Below are 21,833 nucleotides of genomic sequence, written 5' to 3'. Positions count from 1 at the left end.
GGGAAGGCTGGCCGGATTCGGCGATGGTGGCGGGCATCCGGGGCAGACCCCCACGCGTGTGGGGAGGGCGTCGGCCTCGTCGTCGTCATCATGATCCAGAAGGGCACACCCCTACCCTTATAGGGAAGGCCGCGTATCGCCCAGCTGGCCGCCCTGCTGTACGGCTGATCCCCACGCGTGTGGGGAAACACAGGTTCCTGAGCGGCCCGTGATGACCAGCAGGGGCGCACCCTCACGGGATGAGGAAACCGGTGAGATCGAATCGTAGGCTACACCCTGCCCTCCCAGGGACGCGTGCCGGGGGAGATGCTCTGCATGCGGCAGGATAGGCACAACATCCTTGATTCCAGGGTGGGTTGGCGTAGAGCGGGAGCGGGCTGGTGGGGGTGCGGGAGGATGCCCGGCGCGGCGGGATCGATCTGACGCCGTGGGGAAAGTTCGACCGCGGCGCGTGGGCGGTGTATTCGCTGCTGTTTCATCTGCTGGATGTCGCGGCGCTCGCGGGCGTGGTCTGGGATCGGTACCTGACCCGCGGTCAGCGTCGGCTGATCGCAGCCGGGCTGGGGCTGACCCTGGCCGAGGCGCGCTGTCTGGTGATGTTCATCGCCGGCCTGCATGATCTGGGCAAGTTGTCGGCGTTCCAGGAACAGGAGGCGTATCCCTGGGCCCGGGTCAGCGACACCCTGCGCGCGGACACCTGTAACTGGCAGCGTATGCCGCACGAACGGGCGTCCATGCACAGTGTGCTGCACCTGCTGGCCGAGGTCGGCTATCCGGCGGACACCTCCGACAGCCCCGGAGTGCTCGTCGCCCAGATTCTGGGCGGTCACCACGGCCGGTTCCTGCAGGTCGACATCGACGGCGCAGCCAAAGCCTCCCGGGTCAACCTCGCCCTGGGCGGGCCGGCCTGGCAGGATCTGCGCCGCCGCTACTTCGCCCTGCTGCGCCACCTGACCGGCGCCACCGCGCTGCCCTCGGACGTGTCGGTGCCGGCGGCCGTGCTGATCACCGGAATCGGCATCATCGCGGACCGGCTGGCCAGCCAGCGCCACTACTGGCTGCCCAAAGCCCAGGCGCCCGCCTTCGGCGCCGGCGAGCACTTCGCCCAGGCCGTCCGGGACGCCCCCGCCGTGGTCGAGGAGTCCGGGTTGACCCGCATCACCCTGCCAGAGATGCCGTTCACCCAGGCACACGGCGGCCTGGAGAGGCCGAACGCCCTGCAGGCCTCGGTGATCGGGCAACTCACTGCCGAGGTGGGGGAGAAGGGGCCCGGCATCCTGGTGGTCACCGACGCCACCGGCGGCGGAAAGAGCGTCACCGCGCTGGAAGCAGCACGGATCTTCAACGTCTGCGGGGACACGGCCGGAATCCTGTGGCTGCTGCCGACCATCGCCACCACGGATGCCGCCTACGACCTCCTCGAGGCCTACGTCGCAGCCCACCATCCCGAGCACGCCCCGGTCTCCCTGGTCCACAGCCACAGCTACGACAACTCCGCCTACACCGACCACCGCCTGGCCGCCCACGAACCCTCCACCAGCGACGCCTACTGGCCCGACAGCGACAGCGACAGCGACGACGGCGACGGTGACGAGGGCAGGCCGGCTGCGGGGGAGCGGCCCGAAGAACGCGTCACGGTGCCCGACGGCTGGCTGCGCGGCTGGGACAGGGCCCTGCTGGCCCAGTTCACCGTCGCCACCCACGACCAAGCCCTCATGGCCGTCCTGCCGGTCCGCTTCAGCGCCCTGCGCATGCTGGCCCTGTGCGGGCGGACCGTCATCGTCGACGAAGTCCACGCCCTGCCCCCGTTCATGCGGCAGACACTGTCCCGGCTGCTGCACTGGCTCGGCGCCCTGGGCTGCCCCGTGGTGCTGCTGTCCGCGACCCTGCCCGGCCACATCAGCAGCCAGCTCGTCCGCAGCTATCTCGACGGCGCCGGCCACCCGCACCCCGAAACAGCCCACCTGGACTGGCGGCCTCCCTATCCCGGCTGGCTCTACGCCGCCGCCTCAGATGCCTCCCTCATCCGCATCGAACCGGCCGCGGCCGAAGCCCACGCCGACCGGTACCGCCGCCGCGCCGACATCCGTCTCCACTCGGTGCACCACCCCTCCTGCACCGACCCCGAGGACACCCCCGCCCGGGAAACCCGCCTGGAGCGCATCGCCAAGGAGATCGCCCCCGTCGCTCGATCAGGTGGCTGCGCGGCCGTGTACTGCGCCACCATGGCCGACGCCCAGACCACTTACGCACATCTGCGCGACGGCCTGGACTGGCCGGACGGCGGCCCCGGCGAGCAGATGCTCCTGCTGCATGCCCGCCTGCCCGGCCACCGCCGCGAGGCCCTCACCCGCCGCATCCGCACCGCCCTGTCCTCGACCGGCGAGCGCCCCGGGCGCCTGGTGGTCGTCACCACCAGCCTCCTGGACATGAGCCTCGACATCGACGTAGACGTCATGGTCAGCGACCTGGCACCCCTGCACACCCTCCTGCAACGCCTGGGCCGCCTGTGGCGCTTCGACCACATCGTGCGCCCCGACTGGCTGTCCCGTGACCGTCCTCGCCTGATCGTCCTCAACCCCACCGACCACCGCGGCCACACCCTCCTGCCGCCCGCCTGGCGTTCCCTGGACTCCCCGTTTCTGCCGCTCGCCACCGCCGCCTACCTCGCCCGACGGCCCGAGCACCCGCTCACCCTGCCCGACGACGTGCAGCAGCTGGTGGAGGCCGTGCACGGCGACGCCGACGCCCTCGCCCGCACCGACACCGCCCTGCACCGCAGCCACACCCTGCACCAGGCCCGCACTCGCACCGAGGAACACCACAGCGCCCTGCACCTCGTGCCGGCCTGGCACGACACCCTCTCGCTGTCCGACCTGCACCGCCAGAACCTGCACCCCCGCGAGGCCGCCACCCGCCTGGGCGCCATGCCCCGCCGCCTCCTGCCCGTCTACCGCATGTCCGGCGGCCGCCTCACTCTGGACGCGGCCGGCACTCAGCCGCTGCCCGAGCACCGCAAACCGACCACCGCACAGATCCGCACGATCCTCCAGCACACCCTGCCCGTCCCCGCCGCCTGGGTCGCCGGCCGCACACGAGACCACCACGTCCCCGCCCCATGGCGCAGCCACGCCCTCCTCGCCGACCTCGTCCTGCTCCCGCAGGACGCCGACGATCCCACCCGGCCGGTGCGCTTCGGACGGCACCGTCTGCACCTCGACGACGCCCTGGGACTGGTCCACACCGAGGACTGAACCGCCCTCCCCGCCGCACACTGCCCGCCCGAACTCCTCTCATGGGCGTGCCATTGCTGCTGGACGGGACCAGCGCCCGCCGTGTGCCGTACCGAGTGGGCAAGCCGCGGCCCTATGCGGTCGCCGCGCCAGACAGCGCACGCCGCGGACGGCACGGTTACGCCTGCCGCCCCCTCAGAGGCGGGCGGCTTTCCCTGCCGAGGCACGCTGCAGTGCGATGCCAGAAGGCAGGGGCTGGGAGTCCCCGTGTCGGGCCGTCAGGGCTTCTCACTTGATGCCACTGCTTCACCGCTTGTACCAGGCGGAAATACGTGACATCTGAGCGAGAGCTGGCGGTGACATCGAAATGAGAGAAGGCATCCGCTGCGCCGCAGTTGCGGATTGAGGGCCGCAGCCGGAAATGACTTCCGTTCAAAAAAGGGCACCGACCGGTAATTTCTCACTGAACTATGTGGTTCGGAAGCTGCTTGTCTGTGACTAATATGGAAATGCGGAGCCCGGGCTGACGTTCGATCCCGGTCTCGCGCGCCCTGCCTGCTGCGCTGTGTGCACCGCACCCTTGGTACTCCCGCGTCGCAGGGGCAGCACACTGGCGTGGCCTGACCCGGCACGCGCCCCTGGCGCCCTGCCACTATTCCTTTCTGCCGCCCCGCGCCCCTGGCACCTCGGCCTGCGCAGAATTCTGGCGCGCCGCACGTAAACCCTTCCAGAGCCCCTCTGTTTTCTTCCCGCCCGGCATGGAGCTCGTGTGTCCTTACCGCACTTTCAGACCGACAAAGAACCGTGCATTCCCGTCCTCTTCCCGGACGGGCACCAGGAGGAGCTGGGATGGCGGGACGTACTGCTGCGCGCCCACCTCATCAAGGACCTGGCACTGCCGGTGCCGCCAGCGGCATCCGCCGTCCTGCGCCTGCTCGTGGTGATGGCCGCACGGATCAGCGGCCTGGACGCACGAGGAGAGCGGCGCATGACGGCACGTCAGTGGGCGGCCCGCCGCCGCGAGTTACTGACGCATCCCGCCGGGTTCGACCCCGACGCCGTCCACGCCTACTTCGACAACTACATCTGGGACCTGTTCCACCCGGCGCGGCCGTTCCTGCAAGACCCGAGACTGGCCAGCCAGTGCCCGCAACGCGCCGGCGTCAACAAGCTGGTCTTCGGCCGCCCCGAGGGCAACAACCTTTCCTGGCTCAGCCCGCATACGGACACCGACCCGCAGCCGGTGCCCAGCGCACAGGCGCTGTGGCACATGCTCATCCACCACTACTACGGCGCGGCCGGACAGTGGTCCGTGCGCACCGTAGGCGGCCGCTCCCTCAACCGTGCCAAAGCCGGCCCGCTGCGCTCGAGTCTGTCCTTCCACCCCCTGGGCCGGACCCTGTACGAGACCCTCCTGGCCGGCATCCCCAAGCCCGACCCGTCGTGGCCGGACGCAGTGGACCGCTGCCCGTGGGAGGAACCGCTGCCCCACCCCGACCCTGACGACGACGGTGACCCCGTCGAGGGCCCGGAACCCGATGCCGCGCCGCCGCCGGTGTCCTCACCGGGCCGTCTGCTGACCGGCCGCTCGCGTCACGCCGTCCTTCTCATCCCGGCACCGGACGGACTCCAGGTCACCGACGCCTACCTGACCTGGTCTACCCAGAAGAAACTCCCGGCCCTCGACCCGTACCTCATCCATCACGTCCATGCGGACGAACCGGTCACCCGGCGCCACCGACCACGCCGCGCGGACGCCGACCGGGCCCTGTGGCGCGACCTGGACGCGCTGCTGCTGGCGGGTGACGAGGACGACCGCAAAGGCTCACAGGCAAAGAGCGGAAAAGGCCGGTACACCGTCCAGCGACCCGACGCCTTCACGACCCTCAACGACCTGCCCCCCGACCTGCGCGCCGCCCTGCGGGTGCGGGTCTACGGATTCGACCAGGACGGCAAGACCACCAACCGCACCTGGTACACGGCCCTGACCCCGCCGATCTGGCCCTGGATGCAGGAATGCGACCCTGCCGCGGCCGAGCGGGTCGCCGCATGCCGCAAGGCCGCCGAAGAGATCGGCGCCCACCTCGACCGCCTCTCCCAGGACGCCTGGAAGCAGACCACCAACTCCGGTAGCCCCCGGCACCTGCCGCCCTGGACCCGCAGCGCCCGCACCCTGTACTGGCCCCGGGCCGAGGCCACCTTCTTCAACCTGCTGAACGAACCCGCCCGCAGCGCCCGTGCCGCGTTCGCCGCGGACGCCATCGACGCCCTGCGCACCGCCACCCGCCCGGCGATCGCCCAGCACTTCCGCGCGGCCGAAGCCGTTGCCACCGCCCTGGCCCAGCTGCGCCTGTGCAGCCGCTGATCCTCCCTCACCGCATCCCTCCACCCACTCGTTCTCGCCGCCTTATCGGAGGCTGCCGCCCTATGCCCGTTACCACCGTGCAACGCCGCGCCCACTACGACGACTTCGTCCGCCAGGTCATCACCCTGTGCGCGGTCAACGGCATCAGCGCCGACCTCAACTCGGGCTTCGGACGGCCCGTCGCAGAGTGCTCCCGGATGCCAGAGCACCTCACCCGGCACATCGCCGGCTTCGGAGCACGTCGCGCCCACTACACCGTGGCCTCACTCATCGCCCTGCACCGCGACCTGCCCCACGAAGAAGGCCCCTACCAGCCGGAGCAGGCCGCCCCCGGCAAGGACCAGGACGCCACCACCACACTGGCCGCGAACACAGCTCCGGCATCCGACCCGTCGGGTTCGGCACCGGCGGCGAGCACGGCTGAGCGGCCCTGGCGCCGCCGTCCCGATCTCGGCACCCACCTCGCCATCGCCGTGGCCCGCTACGGCTTCAAAGAAGCCACCATGACCAACCGCGTCAAAACCCTCACCCGGCTCGACACCTCGCTGCTGCACCCGAGGCTGTGGACGCTGACCGGCCACCTGAACAGCCGCGGCGCGGCCCGCCTCGACTTCGCCGTCCTGCTGGAAGACCTGGCCTGGTGGGACGACGACCAGCTCGAGATAGCGGCCCGCTGGCGCGAGAACTACTTCCTCACCCTGCACACCCTGACGTCCAAGGAGTACTGACGTGGCCGCCTACGCACCCGCCCGCTACGCCGACTTCCACATCCTGCACCCGCTGCCTGCCTCCCTCCTCAACCGAGGAGAGGACGACCTGCCCAAGACCCTGAACCTGGGCGGCGTGGTCCGCGCCCTGGTGTCCTCGCAGTCCTGGAAGCGGGCCGTGCGCCTGCGCCTGGAGGACGTCCTGGACGAGCACGCCGCCCGCACCCGCATGCTGCCCCTGCGGGTGGCCGACGCCCTGCGCGCGGCCGGCTGGCCCACCGACCTGGCCGCCTTCGCCGGAACCCAGATCGTGCGCTCGGCCACCACGGAAGGCCTCAAGACCGAGGAAAACCAGCGCGGCATCACCTCGGCCACCCTCTACCTGCCGCGCGACGTCCTCGACGACCTCACCGACCTGTGCACCGAACACCGCCCGCACCTCGAAGAAGCCCTCGCCAAGGAATCCGCCGCACAGTCCGCCCCGGCCAAGGGCACCCGTAAGAAGCCCAAGGCGGAGGCCGTCCTGCCCACGCCCAGGGTTGCTTCCGTGATCCGCCGGCGCACCGCGACCATCAACCTCTTCGGCCGCATGCTCGCAGAGGTGCCCGACGCCCACGTCGACGGCGCCGTGCAGATGGCACCCGCCTTCACCGTCCATGCCAGCTCCCCCCAGCCCGACTACTTCACCGCCGTCGAGGACTGGGCGGCCCCGAACGAGGCCGGCAGCGCCCACCTGCAGACCGCGTTCTTCACCACCGGCCTGCTCTACCGCTACGCCACGGTCAACCTCACCGAACTGACCCGCAACCTGAACGGCGACCACGAACAGGCCCTGCACCTGCTTGGCCTGTTCGCCGACGCCTTCATCGACGTCATGCCCGGCGCGAAGAAGACCTCCACCGCCCCGCACACCTACCCCCACCTGGTCCACTACACGATCGGTGACCGCCGCCCCGTCTCCTACGCCAGCGCTTTCGAACAGCCCGTCAAACACGCCCCCGGCGGCGGCTACAGCGCTCCCGCCATCACAGTCCTGTCCGAGCACGCCGCCGGGCTGAACCGGCTGCTGGGCACCCGCCGCCTCGTCGGCTGCGGCTACGCCACCCTGCACCCCGGCCCCGTCGACCACCTCGGCACCGCGCACGCCGGCCTCGACGACCTCATCGACGCCCTCACCAAGAACGCGGCCCTGCCCACCGGGACCCCCGTATGAACGGCATCCTGCTGCGCCTGGCCGCACCGCTGATGTCGTTCGGAGAACACGCCGCCTTCCACTACCGCGACACCCTCCCCTTCCCCTCCCGCTCGGCCCTCATCGGCCTGTTCGCCGCCGCCGACGCACGCCCCCGCAACGAGGCCCTCGCCCCCGACCCGGCCACCGGCAAAAGCCCCTACACCGACCTGACGTTCACCGTCCGCATCGACCGCCCCGGCACCCGGCACACCGACTACCACACCGTCGGCGGCGGCCGCCCGCACCGCCAGGGCCTGCGCACCAGCAGCGGCGCCTACCGCCCCCGCGAGAAGTCCACCCTCATCACCGAACGGTTCTACCTCGCCGACGCCGTCTTCACCCTCGCCATCCAAGGACCCGACCCGTTCCTGGAACACCTCCTGAAGCGGCTCGAACAACCCGCCTTCGGCCCCTACCTCGGCCGGCGCGCCTGCCTCCCCAACGAGCCCCTCGTCCTCGGCGGCCCGCACCCCGACCCCGTCGGTGAACTCCTCCACCACGTCCCGCTCAGCCTCACCACACCACCCCGCGCAGGCCAGGCCACCGTGCCCGTCGCCTTCGTCTGGGAACACCCGCCCCGCCACGTACCCGCCGCGCACAGCGAACGCGAAGTCGCCGACGTCCCCCATGACTTCACTCCCACACGGCGCTTCCACAAGATCCGCCGCACCTGGCACACCATCGAAGACCTGCCCGCCGCCCTGTACGCCCCACCTCCCGCACTCACCGAACTGACCGCCTACATCCACCAGGACGCCACCCCGTGACCAGCACCCCAACCGCCGCCCTCGGCACCACAGCGACACTGACCCGCATCCGCCTCAACCGCCGCAGCCCGGCCGCCCGCCGTGACCTGGCCGACGCCGTCAGCCTGCACAAGAGCGTGATGCTCCTGGCCCCCGACGCCCTCGGCGAAAACCCCCGGCAGCAGGCCGGCCTGCTCTTCCGCCTGGAAGACGCCACCGACGACACCCCACCCACCCTGCTCGTCCAGTCCCACCAGCCGCCCGACCTCACCCGCCTGCCCCACCACTACGGCACCGCCGAAACCCGACCCCTGCACCCCATGTTCCAGGCCCTCGCCCCCGGCCGAGCGGTGCGCTACCGCATCACCGCCAACGCCAGCGCCGCCCGCCGCGTCCTGGACGACCACCACCCCGTCGACAACAAGCACGGCAGAAAAATCGTCGCCCTCTACGGCGACGACGCCCTCGCCTGGTGGCAGCGCCGCGCCCACCAAGCCGGCCTCACCCTGGCCACCACCGACATCACCCCCGCCCGCTTCCCCCGCACACGCCGCGCCAACAAGCCTGGCGAACAAGCCCACTCTCCCGGCCCCATGCACGCACTGACCCGCTTCGACGGCCTAGCCACCATCACCGACCCCGACCAACTCAGCCACGCCCTGCTCACCGGCATCGGCCGCGGCAAGCCCTACGGCGCCGGCCTGCTCACCCTCGCCCCCGCCTGACCCACCGCCCCGACGGCCACCACCCCAAGGAAGCCCCCCGAACACCCGTGCCCGCCACACCACCACCCAACGGCCCCTACGACCTCACCTCCCTGCGCGCCGCCGCCGTACGCCGACTGCTGCGACTGCGCAATACCGAACGCCTGACCCGCCACGACGTGCGTACCGTCGCCGCCGGGTTCGACGTCCACTGGCGCACGGTGCGCCGCTGGATGGACAACGCCGACGCCCACCACGGCACCTACACCCCTCAAGGACGCCGCCACTTCACCCTCACCCCGGCCATGCACGACGCCCTGGCCCGATGGAACGGCAACGCGGCAGCCACCTATCGCGAACTCGTCGACGACAACATCTTCGGCAACCCACCCCGCGTATCCCAGGCAACCTTCTACCGCGCCGTAGACCGGGAACTCACGCCCGGCCAGCGTGCCGCCCTCAAAGGGGGTGAAGCCGCCCGCCGCCAGCACGACGTGCACGCCTTGCGCCCGCACGGCAACCGCAACGACGTCTGGGAGACCGACCACGTCGAAGCCAGCGTCTTCGTCAACATCGACGGACGCCGCCGCAAACCCTGGATCACCTGGTTCATCGACCACACCACCGCCGTCATATGCGGCCTGGCCATCACCCCCCACCAGCCCAGCCAGGACGCCATCCTGGCCGCCGCCCGAGACGCCATCCTCTGCACGGATCACCACCGGCCCTTCGGCGGCATCCCCCGCAAGATCCGCACCGACCGCGGCCGTGACTTCCTGGGCAAGTGCGTGGACGAGGCGTTCAAAAAGTTCGGCACCGAACTGATCGTCCTGCCGCCCTACAGCCCCCACCTCAAAGGCACCGTCGAAGCCATCAACGGCGCCGCCAAACACATGCTGTTCAAAGGACTGCCCGGCTACGCCCACACCCCCCGAAGCCGCCGCGACCGCCGCGGCCAGCCCCTGTGGGCCCTGGACGAACTCCTCGACTACGAAACCTTCATCACCGTCGTCCTTGACTGGGTCGACTGGTGGAACAACAACCACACCATCGCCCGCCTCCACCGGCGCACCCCCGCCCAGGCCTGGCACGCCGACCTCACCCCCATCGACACCCTCGACCCCGGCGACCTGCACACCTACACCCTCAACGACGGCGGCCCACCCCGGAAGATCACCAGCAAGGGCGTCCGCTGGAAGAGCGCCTACTACGTCGGCGACTGGATGCACGGCCACTCAAGCGCCGGCGAGATGGTCCGCCTGCGCCACGAACCCCACCACTACCACCGCATCGAGCTCTACGACGCCGACACCCTCACCTACCGCGGACCCGCCTTCCGCAGCGACGAGATGAGCCCCCGCCAAGCCCGCGCACTGCGCAACGCCCGCCGGCGCGAAGCCGACCGCTACGCCGCCAAAGCCCGCCGAGCCCGCAAGAACGCCACCCCCCGCTACGCCGCCACCAGCGTCGCCGCCGCGCCCGAGCCTCTCAACCGGCTCACCGCCAGCCAAGCAGCCGCCCAGCTACGCCATTTGCAGACACCGGAAGGTCACCTGCAGGCCGAGGCCCGGCCCGACCTCCTCAACCGGCCCGAGCCCGACTCCGCCCGCTGGACCAAGCCCCGGCCCGATCCCAAGCCCCAGGACACCGAGTGACCCACCCGACCACGCCCGAAGGCCAGTCGGCCACCAGTTCCAACTACCACTACATGGGTCTGCCCGGCGCCCGCGCCATGCTGACCCAGGCCAACGCAGAGACCTACGCCAACCTTGTCACCACCCTCAAGGCCGACGCCGGTAAAGGCGCCATCATGTGCGTCCACGGCGGCGTCGGCCTGGGCAAGACCTTCGCCGTCAACAGCCACCTCGACGACCTCGCCCCCCACACCACCCTGCGCATCAAAGTCGGCTCCGCCAAGATCCAGGCCCTGCGCGCCGCCCTGTACAAAAGGCTCGACCTGCCCGGCGAGGCGCCCCTCAACAGCACCCGCTGCGAAGCCATGCTCAAGGAAGCACTGTCGGAGACCCCGCGCGTCCTGGTCGTCGACGAAGCGCAGTGGCTGGACACCCGGGCCTTCGAATTCATCCGTGAGCTCTGGGACGACGAGGACACCCGCCTCGCCGTCGTCCTAGTCGGAGCCGAAACCTGCTATCAGAAGATCAAGAACCGTCCGGCGCTGGATTCCCGCATCCTCGTCTGGCAGCGCTACAAGCCCCTCACCCCGGCCGAAGTCCTCACCGTCATCCCCGAGTACCACCCACTGTGGGCGGACGTACCCACCGACGAACTGCTGTGGATCGACGACGTTGCCTGCCACGGCAACTTCCGCCAGTGGGCCAAAATCACCTACCTGCTCTGGGAACAGCACGGCGGCCCCGGCTCGAAGGGGGCCGGGAGCACGGATCCGACGAACCCGCCCACTCCACACGGCGCGGCCGCACCGCTCCCTCCTTACAGCCGGGACCTCGTGCGCGCCGTCCTCAGCCGCCTCGACCCCACCCAACGTCACACCGACTGAAGCGTTCCCACATTCACGCCGCCCCGGCGTCTGGGCGCGTGCTGCGCATGGTCTGGTGAATAGCTCCCGCACCGGCCCACGTTCGCATCCCGTCCTGCGCTCTTGAGACACAAGAAGGCCCTGCAAGGTGGGAACCTTGCAGGGCCTGTGAGGGAGCAACCTCTCGGGCTATTTCTTGAGAAGGAGGTACAGCAGCGTGATCACACCTCCGCCCACCAGAAGTGCCGCCCCCAGTTTTTCGTCCTGGTAGGCGATGTATGCCGCCAGACCGCCAAGCGCAAGTAGCACATGGCGGTCAGGTCGATGTGCCCCTTCGCGCGGGCTCCTTCGGCTCAGGGCTCCCCGCTTACTCGCGTCTTGGCGGAGGCAGTAAGCGGGGGCCGCATCTTCACCACGGCCGCGGCCGCAGATCTACAGGAGCAGCATCGGGGCTCGACGGATTGTCCATTCGGGGCAAACTGGATATGCGCTGGTCGGAGTCGGACAATGTGCCGGTCAAAGGGGAAAAGAACGTGGGGCGTCCCAGAGGGCCCCTCAAGGGTGAAACGGAGCAAGCACGCGCGTTAGCCCAGTGGCTCCGTGACCTGACCGTTGGTAAGACGATGCGCGACCTGGCTGACGAGAACCGCTACCAGAAGACGAGTTGGAGCGATCTGCTCAACGGGACCAAGCTTCCGCCTCTCTGGCTGGTGACAGATCTTGTCAGCAAGTATGCGTCTGACGAATCGCGTGATCAGGAGCTCCGTGAGGCACCAGGCTTCTTCATGCCGCGGAGCGGGCTGCGCTGGGAAAGGAGGTCGTCACCGATGTCCGCTCGCACCGGACAACCAGCTCCGAAGCCGAGCTGGCCATTCTTCTCGACCAGGCCCGCCCCGGGCAGTTGGAAGCCGAGCGAGCCGTCTTCGCTGTCCATAACCTCGTCTTCCTCCTGGTGGCTCTGTTGGCATCGCTGACAGATCGTTGCAACAAGCTGGAGAGCCAGGTGCAAACGGCCCGGGAACAGGGCCGGCAGGACGCGTTGTCCGCGCTGGCCAAAGACCTGGAGCAGTCGAGGGCGCGCAAGGAGAAGGCTGGAGCGCAGATGGAGGAGGCACGCAGGGAAAGGGAGCAAGCCGAAGAGATCCGGGTTGCTGCCCTGCTGATCGTCGAGCAGCATCTGCTTGCCGTGTCGGCAAACAACCAGCAGGACGTGGCTTCCGCCGGTCAGCAGCAGATGCCCCAGCCCCCGCCCGCACAAGGCACGGCAAGTAGCCCTCACGGCCTTCTCGAGTACGACATTGCGCTGGAAGGCACCGAGGATCAGATTTCCATTATCCGGACAGACCTCGGACGCCTCCGTGAGCAGGTGGCAGGAACGACAGAAGGCTTGTCCACTGCGACTGAAGCGGACAACGGACAAACCGAGGCCGCCCGCGGAGGAGCAACGAGCCGTGACTACGGCACCGGTGGGCCGCAGCCGTACTCATGGGACAACGCCTACTACGGCGCGTACGGCCCGTACCCCGGATACGGCGCCGGGTACGGGTACGAATCCAACAACCCCTTCACCGAGAACCCGTATGGGGCGTACGAACCGCACCCGTACTCAGAGCCGAAGCCGGCCCCGACATCAGGCTTCGTAATCGAGGACGCAGAAGACGACGAACTGGAACCTCCTGCCGATCCGCACAGAGTGACCCCCACGTGCGTGTGGGGAAGACCTCGGTTTCAAGATTCCAACCAGGTCACCACCGAACGACCCCCACATGCGTGGGGAAGACGCCGCGGGTCATGCCGACGCCGATGTGGAACCAGGGCAGACCCCCGCGCGCGTGGAGAAGACTTCGTCCCTCTGGAATCGGGCGAGTGGAAGGAGGACAGACCCCCACACACGTGGGGAAGACAACCTGGCCCTGCTCGGGCATGGTCCAGGGCAGGACAGACTGCATGTGAGGAGGACCGCGATGGCCTGAGTCCCAACGCTCCGCTCGTCGACAGACCCCCATACGTGGGGAAGACGGCAGCCTGGGAGAGAACGGAGACGCGATGCAGGACAGACCCCCACCCGCGTGGGGAAGGCTCTTCGCTACCTGCCGGTTTGAAGGCCGACAGGTGCCTTGTTGACTTTACACGCGGCGTCATGGCTGGGTGGAACTGGCTGCCTGACAGGTGCCCCTGAGAGGCGTGCCGCGGGCCCGGCTCCGTGTCGGCGGCATCCTCGAGCGCATGCTTGTGCTGCAACTGCCTACCTTCCGGTGCAGGCAATCGCCCTTGGCGTAGTTCTGCGACGTGGCCGTACCGAAGGGGCGGCAGACGCTGAGTCCCCTGCACGCCCCGTCCGGTGTCTCATCGGCTCGCGCGGTCTGTCCGTCGCCGTCTCGCCGTTTCTCTCGCGAATCTCTCCAGTCTCGTGCTCGCAGGGTGCAGGTACACGTAGCGGTCGGCGGCGAGGACCTGCACGGTGTTGATGTTGTGCACGAGGCTCCGGGGGATGGTGTCGACGAGGTTCTTTGGTCTCAGGGCCAGCAGGTGCCGGGGAGTGATGGGCAGGATGATGGAGTGCGCGTCGTCGAAAGCCATGTTGTGCGGCCACGGTGTGGTGTCCGTCCGCACGGACACTGCCGGATTGTCGCCGACGAGGAACTGTCCGCTTTCCGGAGGCAGGACTTCCAAGTGCCATTTCGCTGCTCTGGCACGCACCTTGTGGAACATGTGTTCGATGCGGGTGCGAAACAGCTTGCCGGTTTCATGCTCCTGGGTCACCTCGGACTGCGCGACGAGGCGTTCGGCAAACATATCGAGGGCTGAGCCAGACAGGTGAAGCCCGGTCTGCCGCAGTGCCTCACGGCGCAGTTGCTGCGGGTATTGCTTGACGAGCTGACCGCGGACGTTCACGCTCACGGTCTTGATCGCAGTCGTGTACACGTTGCGGTAGTGGTGCGACCTCACATAGTGCAGCACGATCAGATCCCGCAGGGCCTCAGCGTGCAGAGGGTCGACGAACGGGGTGCCGTCGTGCACGGCCTCGAAGGCAGCAGGAACGCGCCTCTCCACGGAGCCCCACAGTTCCTCGGCAGATTGGGAGTCGAACGCGACGAAGGTGTCGGCCGAACCGCATACCCGTGGGCTCTTCAGCTTGTTCCGGCGTTCCGGGTGGCGTACGTCGACGGGACGCACCTGGGGGCCTCGGCCATCCAGCCCGTCCTTCGCGAACTGCTTGAGCAGGACTTGGGGCACGAGGTGCTGCCGGGATATCTGAACTGCCTTCACCCGGCAGAGTCTGTCAAGCACCCGGTGCACGGCGCCAAGGATTTGGCCTCCTGCCGCAACGACCCCTGGCGTCTGTCACTGCTTCAGTGCCGTGCTGCCGCCTGGTTCCATGCGCTGCCGGCGGGGAGTGACCAGGCCGCGCCAGCCGGCACGGACGATGTCCTCGCCGTCGAGCCACCGTCGTGGGCGGTGGTGAGGCATGCCTGAGGGGAGCCGACACTGGCGGTTGAGGCGGCAGTCCACTGCGTCGCGCCTGGTGGCGTTGCAGTACGGGATAATATCGCTTCGGCCTGATCGGCAGCGGGCCCGGAAACGGACAGGTGGCTGATGGACAGCGATCGGGTGCTGACACAGGTCAAGGTCGTTGGCCTGCTTGGCAGGTTTGAGCACACGGTCGACTTCCCGGCCTCCGACGAGTTCGTGATCGTTCACGGACCCAACGGGGTGGGCAAGACCATGCTCCTCGACCTCATCAGCGCTGTCGCCTGGCCTGTCGATTTCAGCACGATCGTGCGAGTCCCCTTCGGCAGCCTGCGTCTGCAGTTCGATGACGGCATGGTCCTCACGGTGGAGAAGCCTGCTCCGAGAGGTCCGGTAGACGACGATGATTCGTCCGAGCCGGACCCGGATGCAGCCCCGGTGATTCCGTTTTCGTTCACCCTTGAACATGATTCTCGGTCTGGCAGGCTCATCTGGTCGCCCCGGCCCTCTTCCGATGCGGAGGCAACACGCCTCACCGCGTGGCTCGGGCCGAACCGTTTGCAGCGGACGTCCAATTTCGAGTGGACTCTGCGCAACTATCTGTTGCACTCACCCGGGGACCTGGACGACAAGGGGCGGGAAGCCCTATCGCTGTGGGATGACGATCTCCCGGAACACTTGAAAGGCCTGCTGGCCGAGCGGATGCCCACCGAGTTCAGGGACGTCCTGGCCAGCATCGTGGTCCACTCGATCGACACCCACCGGCTGCTCGGCTTGTCCCCAGACGAACGTCCCGGACACACCCGACAGTGCCCTTCGCCGACGAAAGTGGAGGAGTTCGCCAAGGACCTGGCGCGCAGACTGGCCAAGGGACTCGAGGAAAACTCGCGGACCTCACAGGAATTGGACCGCACCTACCCCCAGCGACTCCTTGAGAATCCCGCAGCCGACGTCAGCGAGAGCGAGATCCGCGAGCGCTACGACGCCCAGAACGAACTGCGCCGTCAACTCGGTGACATCTCGCTGGTCGACGAACGCACGAGCGTTATCGAGATCCCCGAACGCATGGAGCCGTGGCAGCGCGCCGTGCTGTGGACCTATCTCAGCGACACCGAAGCCAAGCTGGCTACCTTCCAGGACATCCTGGACCGGGTCTCGCGACTGCGTGAGATCGTCAACAGACGCTTCCTGTTCAAACACCTCGAGATCGACCGAGAGCGCGGCTTCAGGCTGGTCAGCGACGACGGGGCCGATCTCGATCTCATCTCACTCTCCTCCGGCGAACAGCACGAACTGGTCCTGGCCTATGACCTCCTGTTCAACGTGCCGGCTGGTGCGCTCGTCCTGATCGACGAACCGGAGATCTCGCTCCACGTGTCGTGGCAGAAGGGCTTCATCGCCGACCTCCGCACGATCGCATCGCTGGTCAGCTTCCGGACCATCGTGGCCACCCACTCACCCCAGATCGCCGGGAAATGGGCAGACCGCATGGTCATGCTCGGCCCGACCGCGGAGTAGCGCCACGTGTTCGACGAACTGGACGCCGACGACCTCTACGCCGAACTGATCATGCTCCGGGCCAACGACAGACGGGCCGTCATCCTCGTTGAGGGAGCCACCGACTGCGCCGTACTCGACCGGTTCGTCAACTCCGAGCACGTCACCACAGTCCCCGCACACGGCAAGAGCCGAGCTCTGGGCGCGATCGAACGCACCTACGACGGCAGCCAGCTCCAGGCCGTCTACGCCATCCTGGACCGCGACTGGGTTGGCCTCCTCGACGACGGCCTGGACCATCACGCCGTGCTCTACACCGACTTCTACGACCTGGACGCCTGCATCTTCTACGCGCAGGGAGTGTACGAAGCGCTCGCAGCCAGCTTCTGCACCGACCTGAGCTTCCGCCACGGCACCCTCGGATGCACTAACGACGACATCATCGCCGCCTGCACAGCGCTCGCGCTTCCCCTCGGAGTCCTGCGCTACATATCCCAACGCGACAACCTCGGGCTCAACCTGCGGGACTTCCCTCTCGGCCAGGCGATCAAGCGCCTCGTGGACGGGGTCGACCTCGCTGAACTGGTCGAACTCGCCTGCAAACGCGCGAAAAAGGATCCCGCCGACTTCGGCGGCCTCGTACCCCTCCTGCAGCAGGAACTGGACGCAGCGGCCCAGCAGGAGCAGTACTGCTCAGGCCATGACCTCGCCAAGGCCTTCTCACTTGTCGCCAAACAGCAGTGGGCCTCCAAAGCGGGCCACGATGTCGTTGAGCGTTCCGCCCGAGCCGCTTTCAGCCGGGATCTGTTCGAGCAGACCAGCATGTACCGTGACAGCGAACGCTGGGCCGCAGACGCCGGGGTACCTGTTTGGAAACAGACCTCATCGCGGCTCTGAGTCTCCCTTCCACAACCGTCGCAGTCTCCGGTGACCCCTGGGCGCGGTGAACCGCGTCCGGCGCCCGCGCGACGTCCCTTCCCGACAGGATCCGGACCAGCCAGCCGCCATCGGCCAGTTGGATGCGGCATCGATTCCGGTCGAGAGAAAGCCGAGCCCGGCTTGCTCATGTCCAGGTGACTCGCCGACTGAGCAGCCGAGGTTGCGAAAAGCAGTCGGGCTCGCCGCGATCCCCCTCAGCGGTAGGCCCGCCTTCGGCTGCTGTGACAGGGACCGACCGTTGCGTCTCTGGGACGTTGAGCAGCGCACATGCCCAAACGCTGCTGCTGCCGTAACGCCTACGACTCTCTTCCGAAGCGCCTTCGGTCGCCATCACCTTCTGCCTGCATGGGATGCTCATGCTCCGTCGACCGTTGCGACGGTGCTCGAAGTCAGAGGGTTCCCAGAATCGACTGAGTGGAGGGGAGTGCTGTGGATCTGGTGTATGTGTCAGAGCGCAAACTGTACGGGCGGCTTGGGATGCGGCCTTCGAATGTGCAACAGGGCCTGCAGGCCTCGCTGAAGATTCCGCCGTTGATCGAGGTGTCGGGGAACAGGAGCTGGGAGAAGGCGGCTGAGCCCATCGCCCCCCATGCGCTGGTGAAGAAGGCACAGCGGATTATCGAGCGACGGTTCACCCCGGTGCCGTTCACCACCCGGAACCTGCAGGCGAATCAATGGGTCAGTTTCGACCTGGACATGGCCCAGGTCGCCGTCCATGAAGACAGTGGCGAACCTCCCGAGGACGTAGCCCTGTTCGTCGGACAGGTCCCAGCAGGGACGGCCGGCCAGCCGCGCGACCTGGGGCTCATGCTGTGCGGATCCGTCCAGCATCTGCGTACGCAGGTATGCACACAGGGCCGGATGGGCTCGGACACCACGTGGCTGCACGACTTGATTCTCGAGGTCGAGCGTCGCGAGGAGAGCGGGCTGAACGTGATCCCCGAGTTCCTCAACGATCTGATGCCGCATCGCCGCAGCGAAGGGCTCATCGAGGACGCCGCGCTCGGGGTGCATGGCTGGATCCAGAGAAAGTACCCGCCATCCACCCGGGGCCGCCTGCGAGGCCACGCCATCGTGGTGATGGACATTGACCGTCCGCAGTGGGTCCACCGGCTGGTGGTGGCGACCCCCTTGTACGTGCAGGCCGTGCACGAGCCAGCACCACAGCCGCGCACGCGCATCCTTCCCAGGATCCACAGGCGCGCCGGCACACCGTGAGCCCTATGAGCGTTCGTCCACAGCTGGCGGCATGGCCATGAGGTCCTCGCGTGCCTGGCCTTTGATGCCCGCGATGAGAGAGTGCAGCTCCTGCCAGTGCTGCCAGCACCCCTGATCGGGCCGGGAAGGCGTCGGGGTGTTATCGGGCCCGGTCTGCAGCATCGTCAACCGCGTATGTGTAACGAACTGGGCGTACGGCCCCTGCAACTCGCGGATCTTGCGTTGCACGTCCGAACTCCAGTAGAACTCGGCCGCGGCTGCACTGACCGGCGGTGAGACGACTTCCCAGGGCCGGACGCTGAGGAGCGCTTCGGCCTTGTCACGCATCGGCTGCCTGTCAGACATGGCCCCGAAGTAGATCTCGTCGAGGGTCTGGCCCAGGCGGTGAAGCCAGATACCGAGCGTTTCGTAGCTGTCCTTCAACTCCTCACGAGACCGCCGGTACGCATCAGTCTCACGCTGCATCACCTGTTGGCGCTCGAAGAGACGTCGGCTGTTCTCGAAGTGCCGGTCCATCAGTTCCATATGGTGCACCGCGCCGCGAGAAGCGACGATGTATCCGATGCGGGTGCCGATCGCCAAGGCGAGGAACACGATGATCAGGTTGGCTACCAAAGAGATGGAATGATCAGTCACCCCGCCAGTGTCCACGGCACCCGTGGCCTGCACACCAGCGCGGACAAAACAGCAGACGGAACCAAGAATCGCGGCTCCTCCAGCAAGCTGGGTGGAAGCGTAAGGGGGCCGCAAGCTCCAGGCGCCTTGCTGAGCTCCCTGACGCACAGCCAGGGGAGCTGCCAGCGTTACCGCGCTGCTCTGGCCGGCCTCACCAGCCTTCGACGTGCCGTTCAGGCGGCACAGTCAATCGGGCGGCATTGTCAACCAGGGCTGCCGAACGGGACTGGCAGTGGGTCCCCGGCACCTGCTGGCTGCAAGAGGCGAATATGCAGAGGTCCGTGCGGCTGGGCCCCGGTCACGCCGCCAGCGGGCCCCACGAGGTGACGCTACGTTCCACCGGCGACCCAGGCTGCCGACAGGGTCAACCCAGCCGGCGAGCCAGAACTTGTCAATGAGACCAGGTCAGTTGGGGCAGGCCCGCTAGCGTTGGTGAAGTCGACCGTGCCGCCCGAGAACGTCGCTTCGCGGAAAATGATGGTGCCGTCTGAGAGCGCAGCCGAGTAGAAAATGACTTCGCCGCCGGAGAACTCCACCAGGACAAAGCCCAGTCTCCCGCCGGAAGCGGCTATTTGACGGAAGTCGACCTCGCTGCCGGAGAACGCTGCCTGGCGGAAGTTGATCAGTCCGCCAGAGACAGTCGATTGGAGGAAGCTCACCGTGCCGGCGGAGAAGTCAGCGCCACTGAAGTCGATGTCGCCGCCGGAGAACGTCGCCTGGCGGAAGCTCACCGTGCCCCCGGCGAATGATGCCCCGCTGAAGTAGACCGTGCCTCCCGAAAACGAGGCCTGGCGGAAGCTGACCCTGCCCGCGCAGAAAGTAGCCCCCCTGAAGTCGGCCGAGCCTCCTGAAAACGTAGCCTGGGAGAAGTCTCCACCGTCGAACGCGACCCCCGTCAGGTCGAAGTTGTGGCCCTGCCAGGAGTGCTGATGTGCCAGAGGCAGACGGAGGTGATCTCGGATCAGCCGGATAACAGTGTGCCGGACCTCCCGCAGGGCCAGGTAGCTGTGCCGGCCGTCTGCGTCGCCCGCCGCAATGTCAGTCTCGGCGGTGTAGGGCAGCCGAAGATACGAGCACAGGACGTCGATGCAGGTCTGGCGCAGCGCGCGGCTGGGGGCGTCGTCGGCGAGCCCGGCCAGAGCATGCACGCCACCGAGGCGAACTGCAGCGGACTCGGCTCCGAGCTGGGAGACAGCGGCGGTGAAGCGCTCGGTGTGCAGGCGGGTGGCCTCACGCAAGGCACCGTCCTCGTCGATGCGCTGGCGGCGATAGGCCACGACCAGGGCGACTAGGGCGCCCGCGCCAGCCACGACACCAAAAGAGAGCTTGACCAGGTCGAAGACGGTCTTGGAATCGAGGCGTCGCTCAGGCTTGAGCTCGCGAGCACCGAGAAGGCCCCATCCGGTATAGAAGACCGCGGAGGCAACGAGAACCGCAGCGGTAAAGGCCAGGACCAGGACGATACTGATGTGCCAAAGACGCAGACCGCGCCGTTCAGTCTGGCGCTGTAGCAGGCGTGGGATCATGACTGACAGGAGTAACCCCTGGAGCTCCTGGTTGCAACGGCCTTACCTGGCTGGCGACCGCGCCAGTACCAGCCAGCCGACCGTGGCCATGACCTCACCACTCCTCGCATGACGCGTAAGCGCAGTGACCCGCACCGGCCAACCCCACCCCACCCTGGGCGCACGGAGAGCAACTGGGCCCTGACTGTGGACCGCCGCGCCTCCTCCTGCCGTCGCAGGGTCTGCACCGTATCGGAGGCCAGCGCGTCGGCGTGGTCCAAGTCTTCGATGGCCGCGGGATATTCGCCCAGTTCGGCATATGCCAATGCCCGCCCTAAAGCGTGTTGCACAAGGCTCTGAGCTGGGCATCTCCCTTGTATGGCCGGGGTCTTACGCGCTGAGCGGGTGCGGGACGTCGACGGGCACAATGTCACGGACGGCTGGAAGATGTTCAACCGACAAGGGCGGCGGATTGGAACGTATGACCCAGATCTCAACTATCTCAAGCCATAAGAGCTCGTAACACGATCTTGTTGAGATGCGCTGGCCAGGCGTGACCGATGTGACGATTCGGCCGTTCGGGAGGGTGTGAGTGCTCGGCCGTGGATCGTGAACGACGACTTGTGGGCGCTGATCGAACCGCTGCTGCCGCCGTGGCCGGAGCGGTCACCCGGGCCGCGGCCGGTGGCGGACCGGCTGTGTCTGCAGGGCATCCTGTACGTCCTCCACAACGGCATAGCCTGGCAACTGCTGCCGCTGGAGCTGGGGTTCGGCTCGGGGCAGACCTGCTGGCGGCGTCTGGAGCGGTGGCAGCAGGCCGGTGTCTTCGACCAGCTGCACCGCGTGTTGCTCGCCGAGCTGAACGCGGCCGGCGAACTCGACTGGTCGAGAGCATGTGTGGACGGCTCCCACATCCGCGCCAAAAAAGGGGATCCGACACCGGTCCGTCGCCGGTCGACCGGCGGAAGACGGGCAGCAAACACCACTTGATCTGCGACGGCCGCGGTACCCCGCTCAAGGTCATCACCACTGCGGCCAACGT

Annotated in this window: 16 protein-coding genes; 12 read left to right on the top strand and 4 right to left on the bottom strand. The window is 67.8% G+C overall.

Translation table 11 applies throughout. The annotated features are described in order from the left end of the window. Positions 1-380: 380 nt before the first annotated feature. The 8 genes from cas3 to ACZ69Q_RS43445 all read left to right on the top strand — a co-directional run bounded on the left by cas3 (position 381) and on the right by ACZ69Q_RS43445 (position 11,507). The gene (cas3, locus tag ACZ69Q_RS43480; protein WP_471053979.1) at positions 381-3,254 is read left to right on the top strand and encodes a CRISPR-associated helicase Cas3'; all 2,874 of its coding nucleotides are present in this window, start codon (positions 381-383) and stop codon (positions 3,252-3,254) included. A gap of 748 nt (positions 3,255-4,002) precedes the next feature. Then, a complete protein-coding gene (casA, locus tag ACZ69Q_RS43475; protein WP_471053977.1) occupies positions 4,003-5,598 on the top strand; it encodes a type I-E CRISPR-associated protein Cse1/CasA in 1,596 nt (531 codons plus the stop codon). 62 nt (positions 5,599-5,660) lie between these two features. After that, positions 5,661-6,326: a type I-E CRISPR-associated protein Cse2/CasB gene (locus tag ACZ69Q_RS43470; RefSeq protein WP_471053974.1), complete on the top strand. Its 666-nt coding sequence runs from the start codon at positions 5,661-5,663 to the stop codon at positions 6,324-6,326. Between the two features lies 1 nt (position 6,327). Next, the gene (cas7e, locus tag ACZ69Q_RS43465; RefSeq protein ID WP_471053971.1) at positions 6,328-7,518 is read left to right on the top strand and encodes a type I-E CRISPR-associated protein Cas7/Cse4/CasC; all 1,191 of its coding nucleotides are present in this window, start codon (positions 6,328-6,330) and stop codon (positions 7,516-7,518) included. After that, positions 7,515-8,306, top strand: a complete 792-nt coding sequence (gene cas5e, locus ACZ69Q_RS43460; protein ID WP_471053968.1) for a type I-E CRISPR-associated protein Cas5/CasD — start codon at positions 7,515-7,517, stop codon at positions 8,304-8,306. Before cas7e ends, cas5e begins: the two co-directional genes overlap by 4 nt. Next, entirely contained in the window at positions 8,303-9,010 is a 708-nt protein-coding gene (gene cas6e, locus ACZ69Q_RS43455) for a type I-E CRISPR-associated protein Cas6/Cse3/CasE (RefSeq protein WP_471053965.1), read from the top strand. Before cas5e ends, cas6e begins: the two co-directional genes overlap by 4 nt. Positions 9,011-9,057: 47 nt before the next feature. Further along, entirely contained in the window at positions 9,058-10,644 is a 1,587-nt protein-coding gene (locus tag ACZ69Q_RS43450) for a transposase family protein (protein WP_471053962.1), read from the top strand. Next, positions 10,641-11,507, top strand: coding sequence for an AAA family ATPase (locus tag ACZ69Q_RS43445; protein ID WP_471053959.1), 867 nt, complete (start codon positions 10,641-10,643; stop codon positions 11,505-11,507). The genes ACZ69Q_RS43450 and ACZ69Q_RS43445 overlap by 4 nt, the downstream gene beginning before the upstream one ends. A gap of 733 nt (positions 11,508-12,240) precedes the next feature. Here ACZ69Q_RS43445 and ACZ69Q_RS43440 read toward each other — a convergent pair. Further along, positions 12,241-12,663 (bottom strand): hypothetical protein, encoded by a 423-nt coding sequence (locus ACZ69Q_RS43440; protein ID WP_471053956.1) that lies wholly within the window; start codon positions 12,661-12,663, stop codon positions 12,241-12,243. A gap of 1,169 nt (positions 12,664-13,832) precedes the next feature. Further along, entirely contained in the window at positions 13,833-14,756 is a 924-nt protein-coding gene (locus ACZ69Q_RS43435) for a DUF4238 domain-containing protein (RefSeq protein ID WP_471053953.1), read from the bottom strand. A 327-nt stretch (positions 14,757-15,083) separates the two neighbouring features. Here ACZ69Q_RS43435 and ACZ69Q_RS43430 point away from each other — a divergent pair, with 327 nt between their 5' ends. From ACZ69Q_RS43430 to ACZ69Q_RS43420, 3 genes are all read left to right on the top strand, one after another. Next, positions 15,084-16,475 carry an AAA family ATPase gene (locus ACZ69Q_RS43430; protein WP_471053951.1) on the top strand — a complete coding sequence of 464 codons (1,392 nt, stop codon included), beginning with the start codon at positions 15,084-15,086 and terminating at the stop codon, positions 16,473-16,475. A gap of 6 nt (positions 16,476-16,481) precedes the next feature. Continuing rightward, complete coding sequence (locus ACZ69Q_RS43425; RefSeq protein ID WP_471053949.1) at positions 16,482-17,351, top strand: hypothetical protein; 870 nt, start codon at positions 16,482-16,484, stop codon at positions 17,349-17,351. A 471-nt stretch (positions 17,352-17,822) separates the two neighbouring features. Continuing rightward, positions 17,823-18,611 (top strand): SAVMC3_10250 family protein, encoded by a 789-nt coding sequence (locus tag ACZ69Q_RS43420; protein WP_471053946.1) that lies wholly within the window; start codon positions 17,823-17,825, stop codon positions 18,609-18,611. Between the two features lie 3 nt (positions 18,612-18,614). On the opposite strand, the gene ACZ69Q_RS43415 is transcribed toward ACZ69Q_RS43420, so the two are convergent. Both ACZ69Q_RS43415 and ACZ69Q_RS43410 read right to left on the bottom strand, forming a co-directional pair. Beyond that, entirely contained in the window at positions 18,615-19,247 is a 633-nt protein-coding gene (locus ACZ69Q_RS43415) for a hypothetical protein (protein WP_471053943.1), read from the bottom strand. A gap of 368 nt (positions 19,248-19,615) precedes the next feature. After that, entirely contained in the window at positions 19,616-20,812 is a 1,197-nt protein-coding gene (locus ACZ69Q_RS43410) for a pentapeptide repeat-containing protein (protein WP_471053940.1), read from the bottom strand. 588 nt (positions 20,813-21,400) lie between these two features. On the opposite strand from ACZ69Q_RS43410, the gene ACZ69Q_RS43405 reads away from it, so the two are divergent. Next, positions 21,401-21,781 carry a transposase gene (locus ACZ69Q_RS43405; protein ID WP_471053937.1) on the top strand — a complete coding sequence of 127 codons (381 nt, stop codon included), beginning with the start codon at positions 21,401-21,403 and terminating at the stop codon, positions 21,779-21,781. Positions 21,782-21,833: the final 52 nt, after the last annotated feature.

The organism is Streptomyces sp. NPDC036764, from assembly GCF_055609385.1.
Note: the sequence above shows the minus strand (reverse complement) of the source record. Positions and strands in the feature narration are given on the sequence as shown.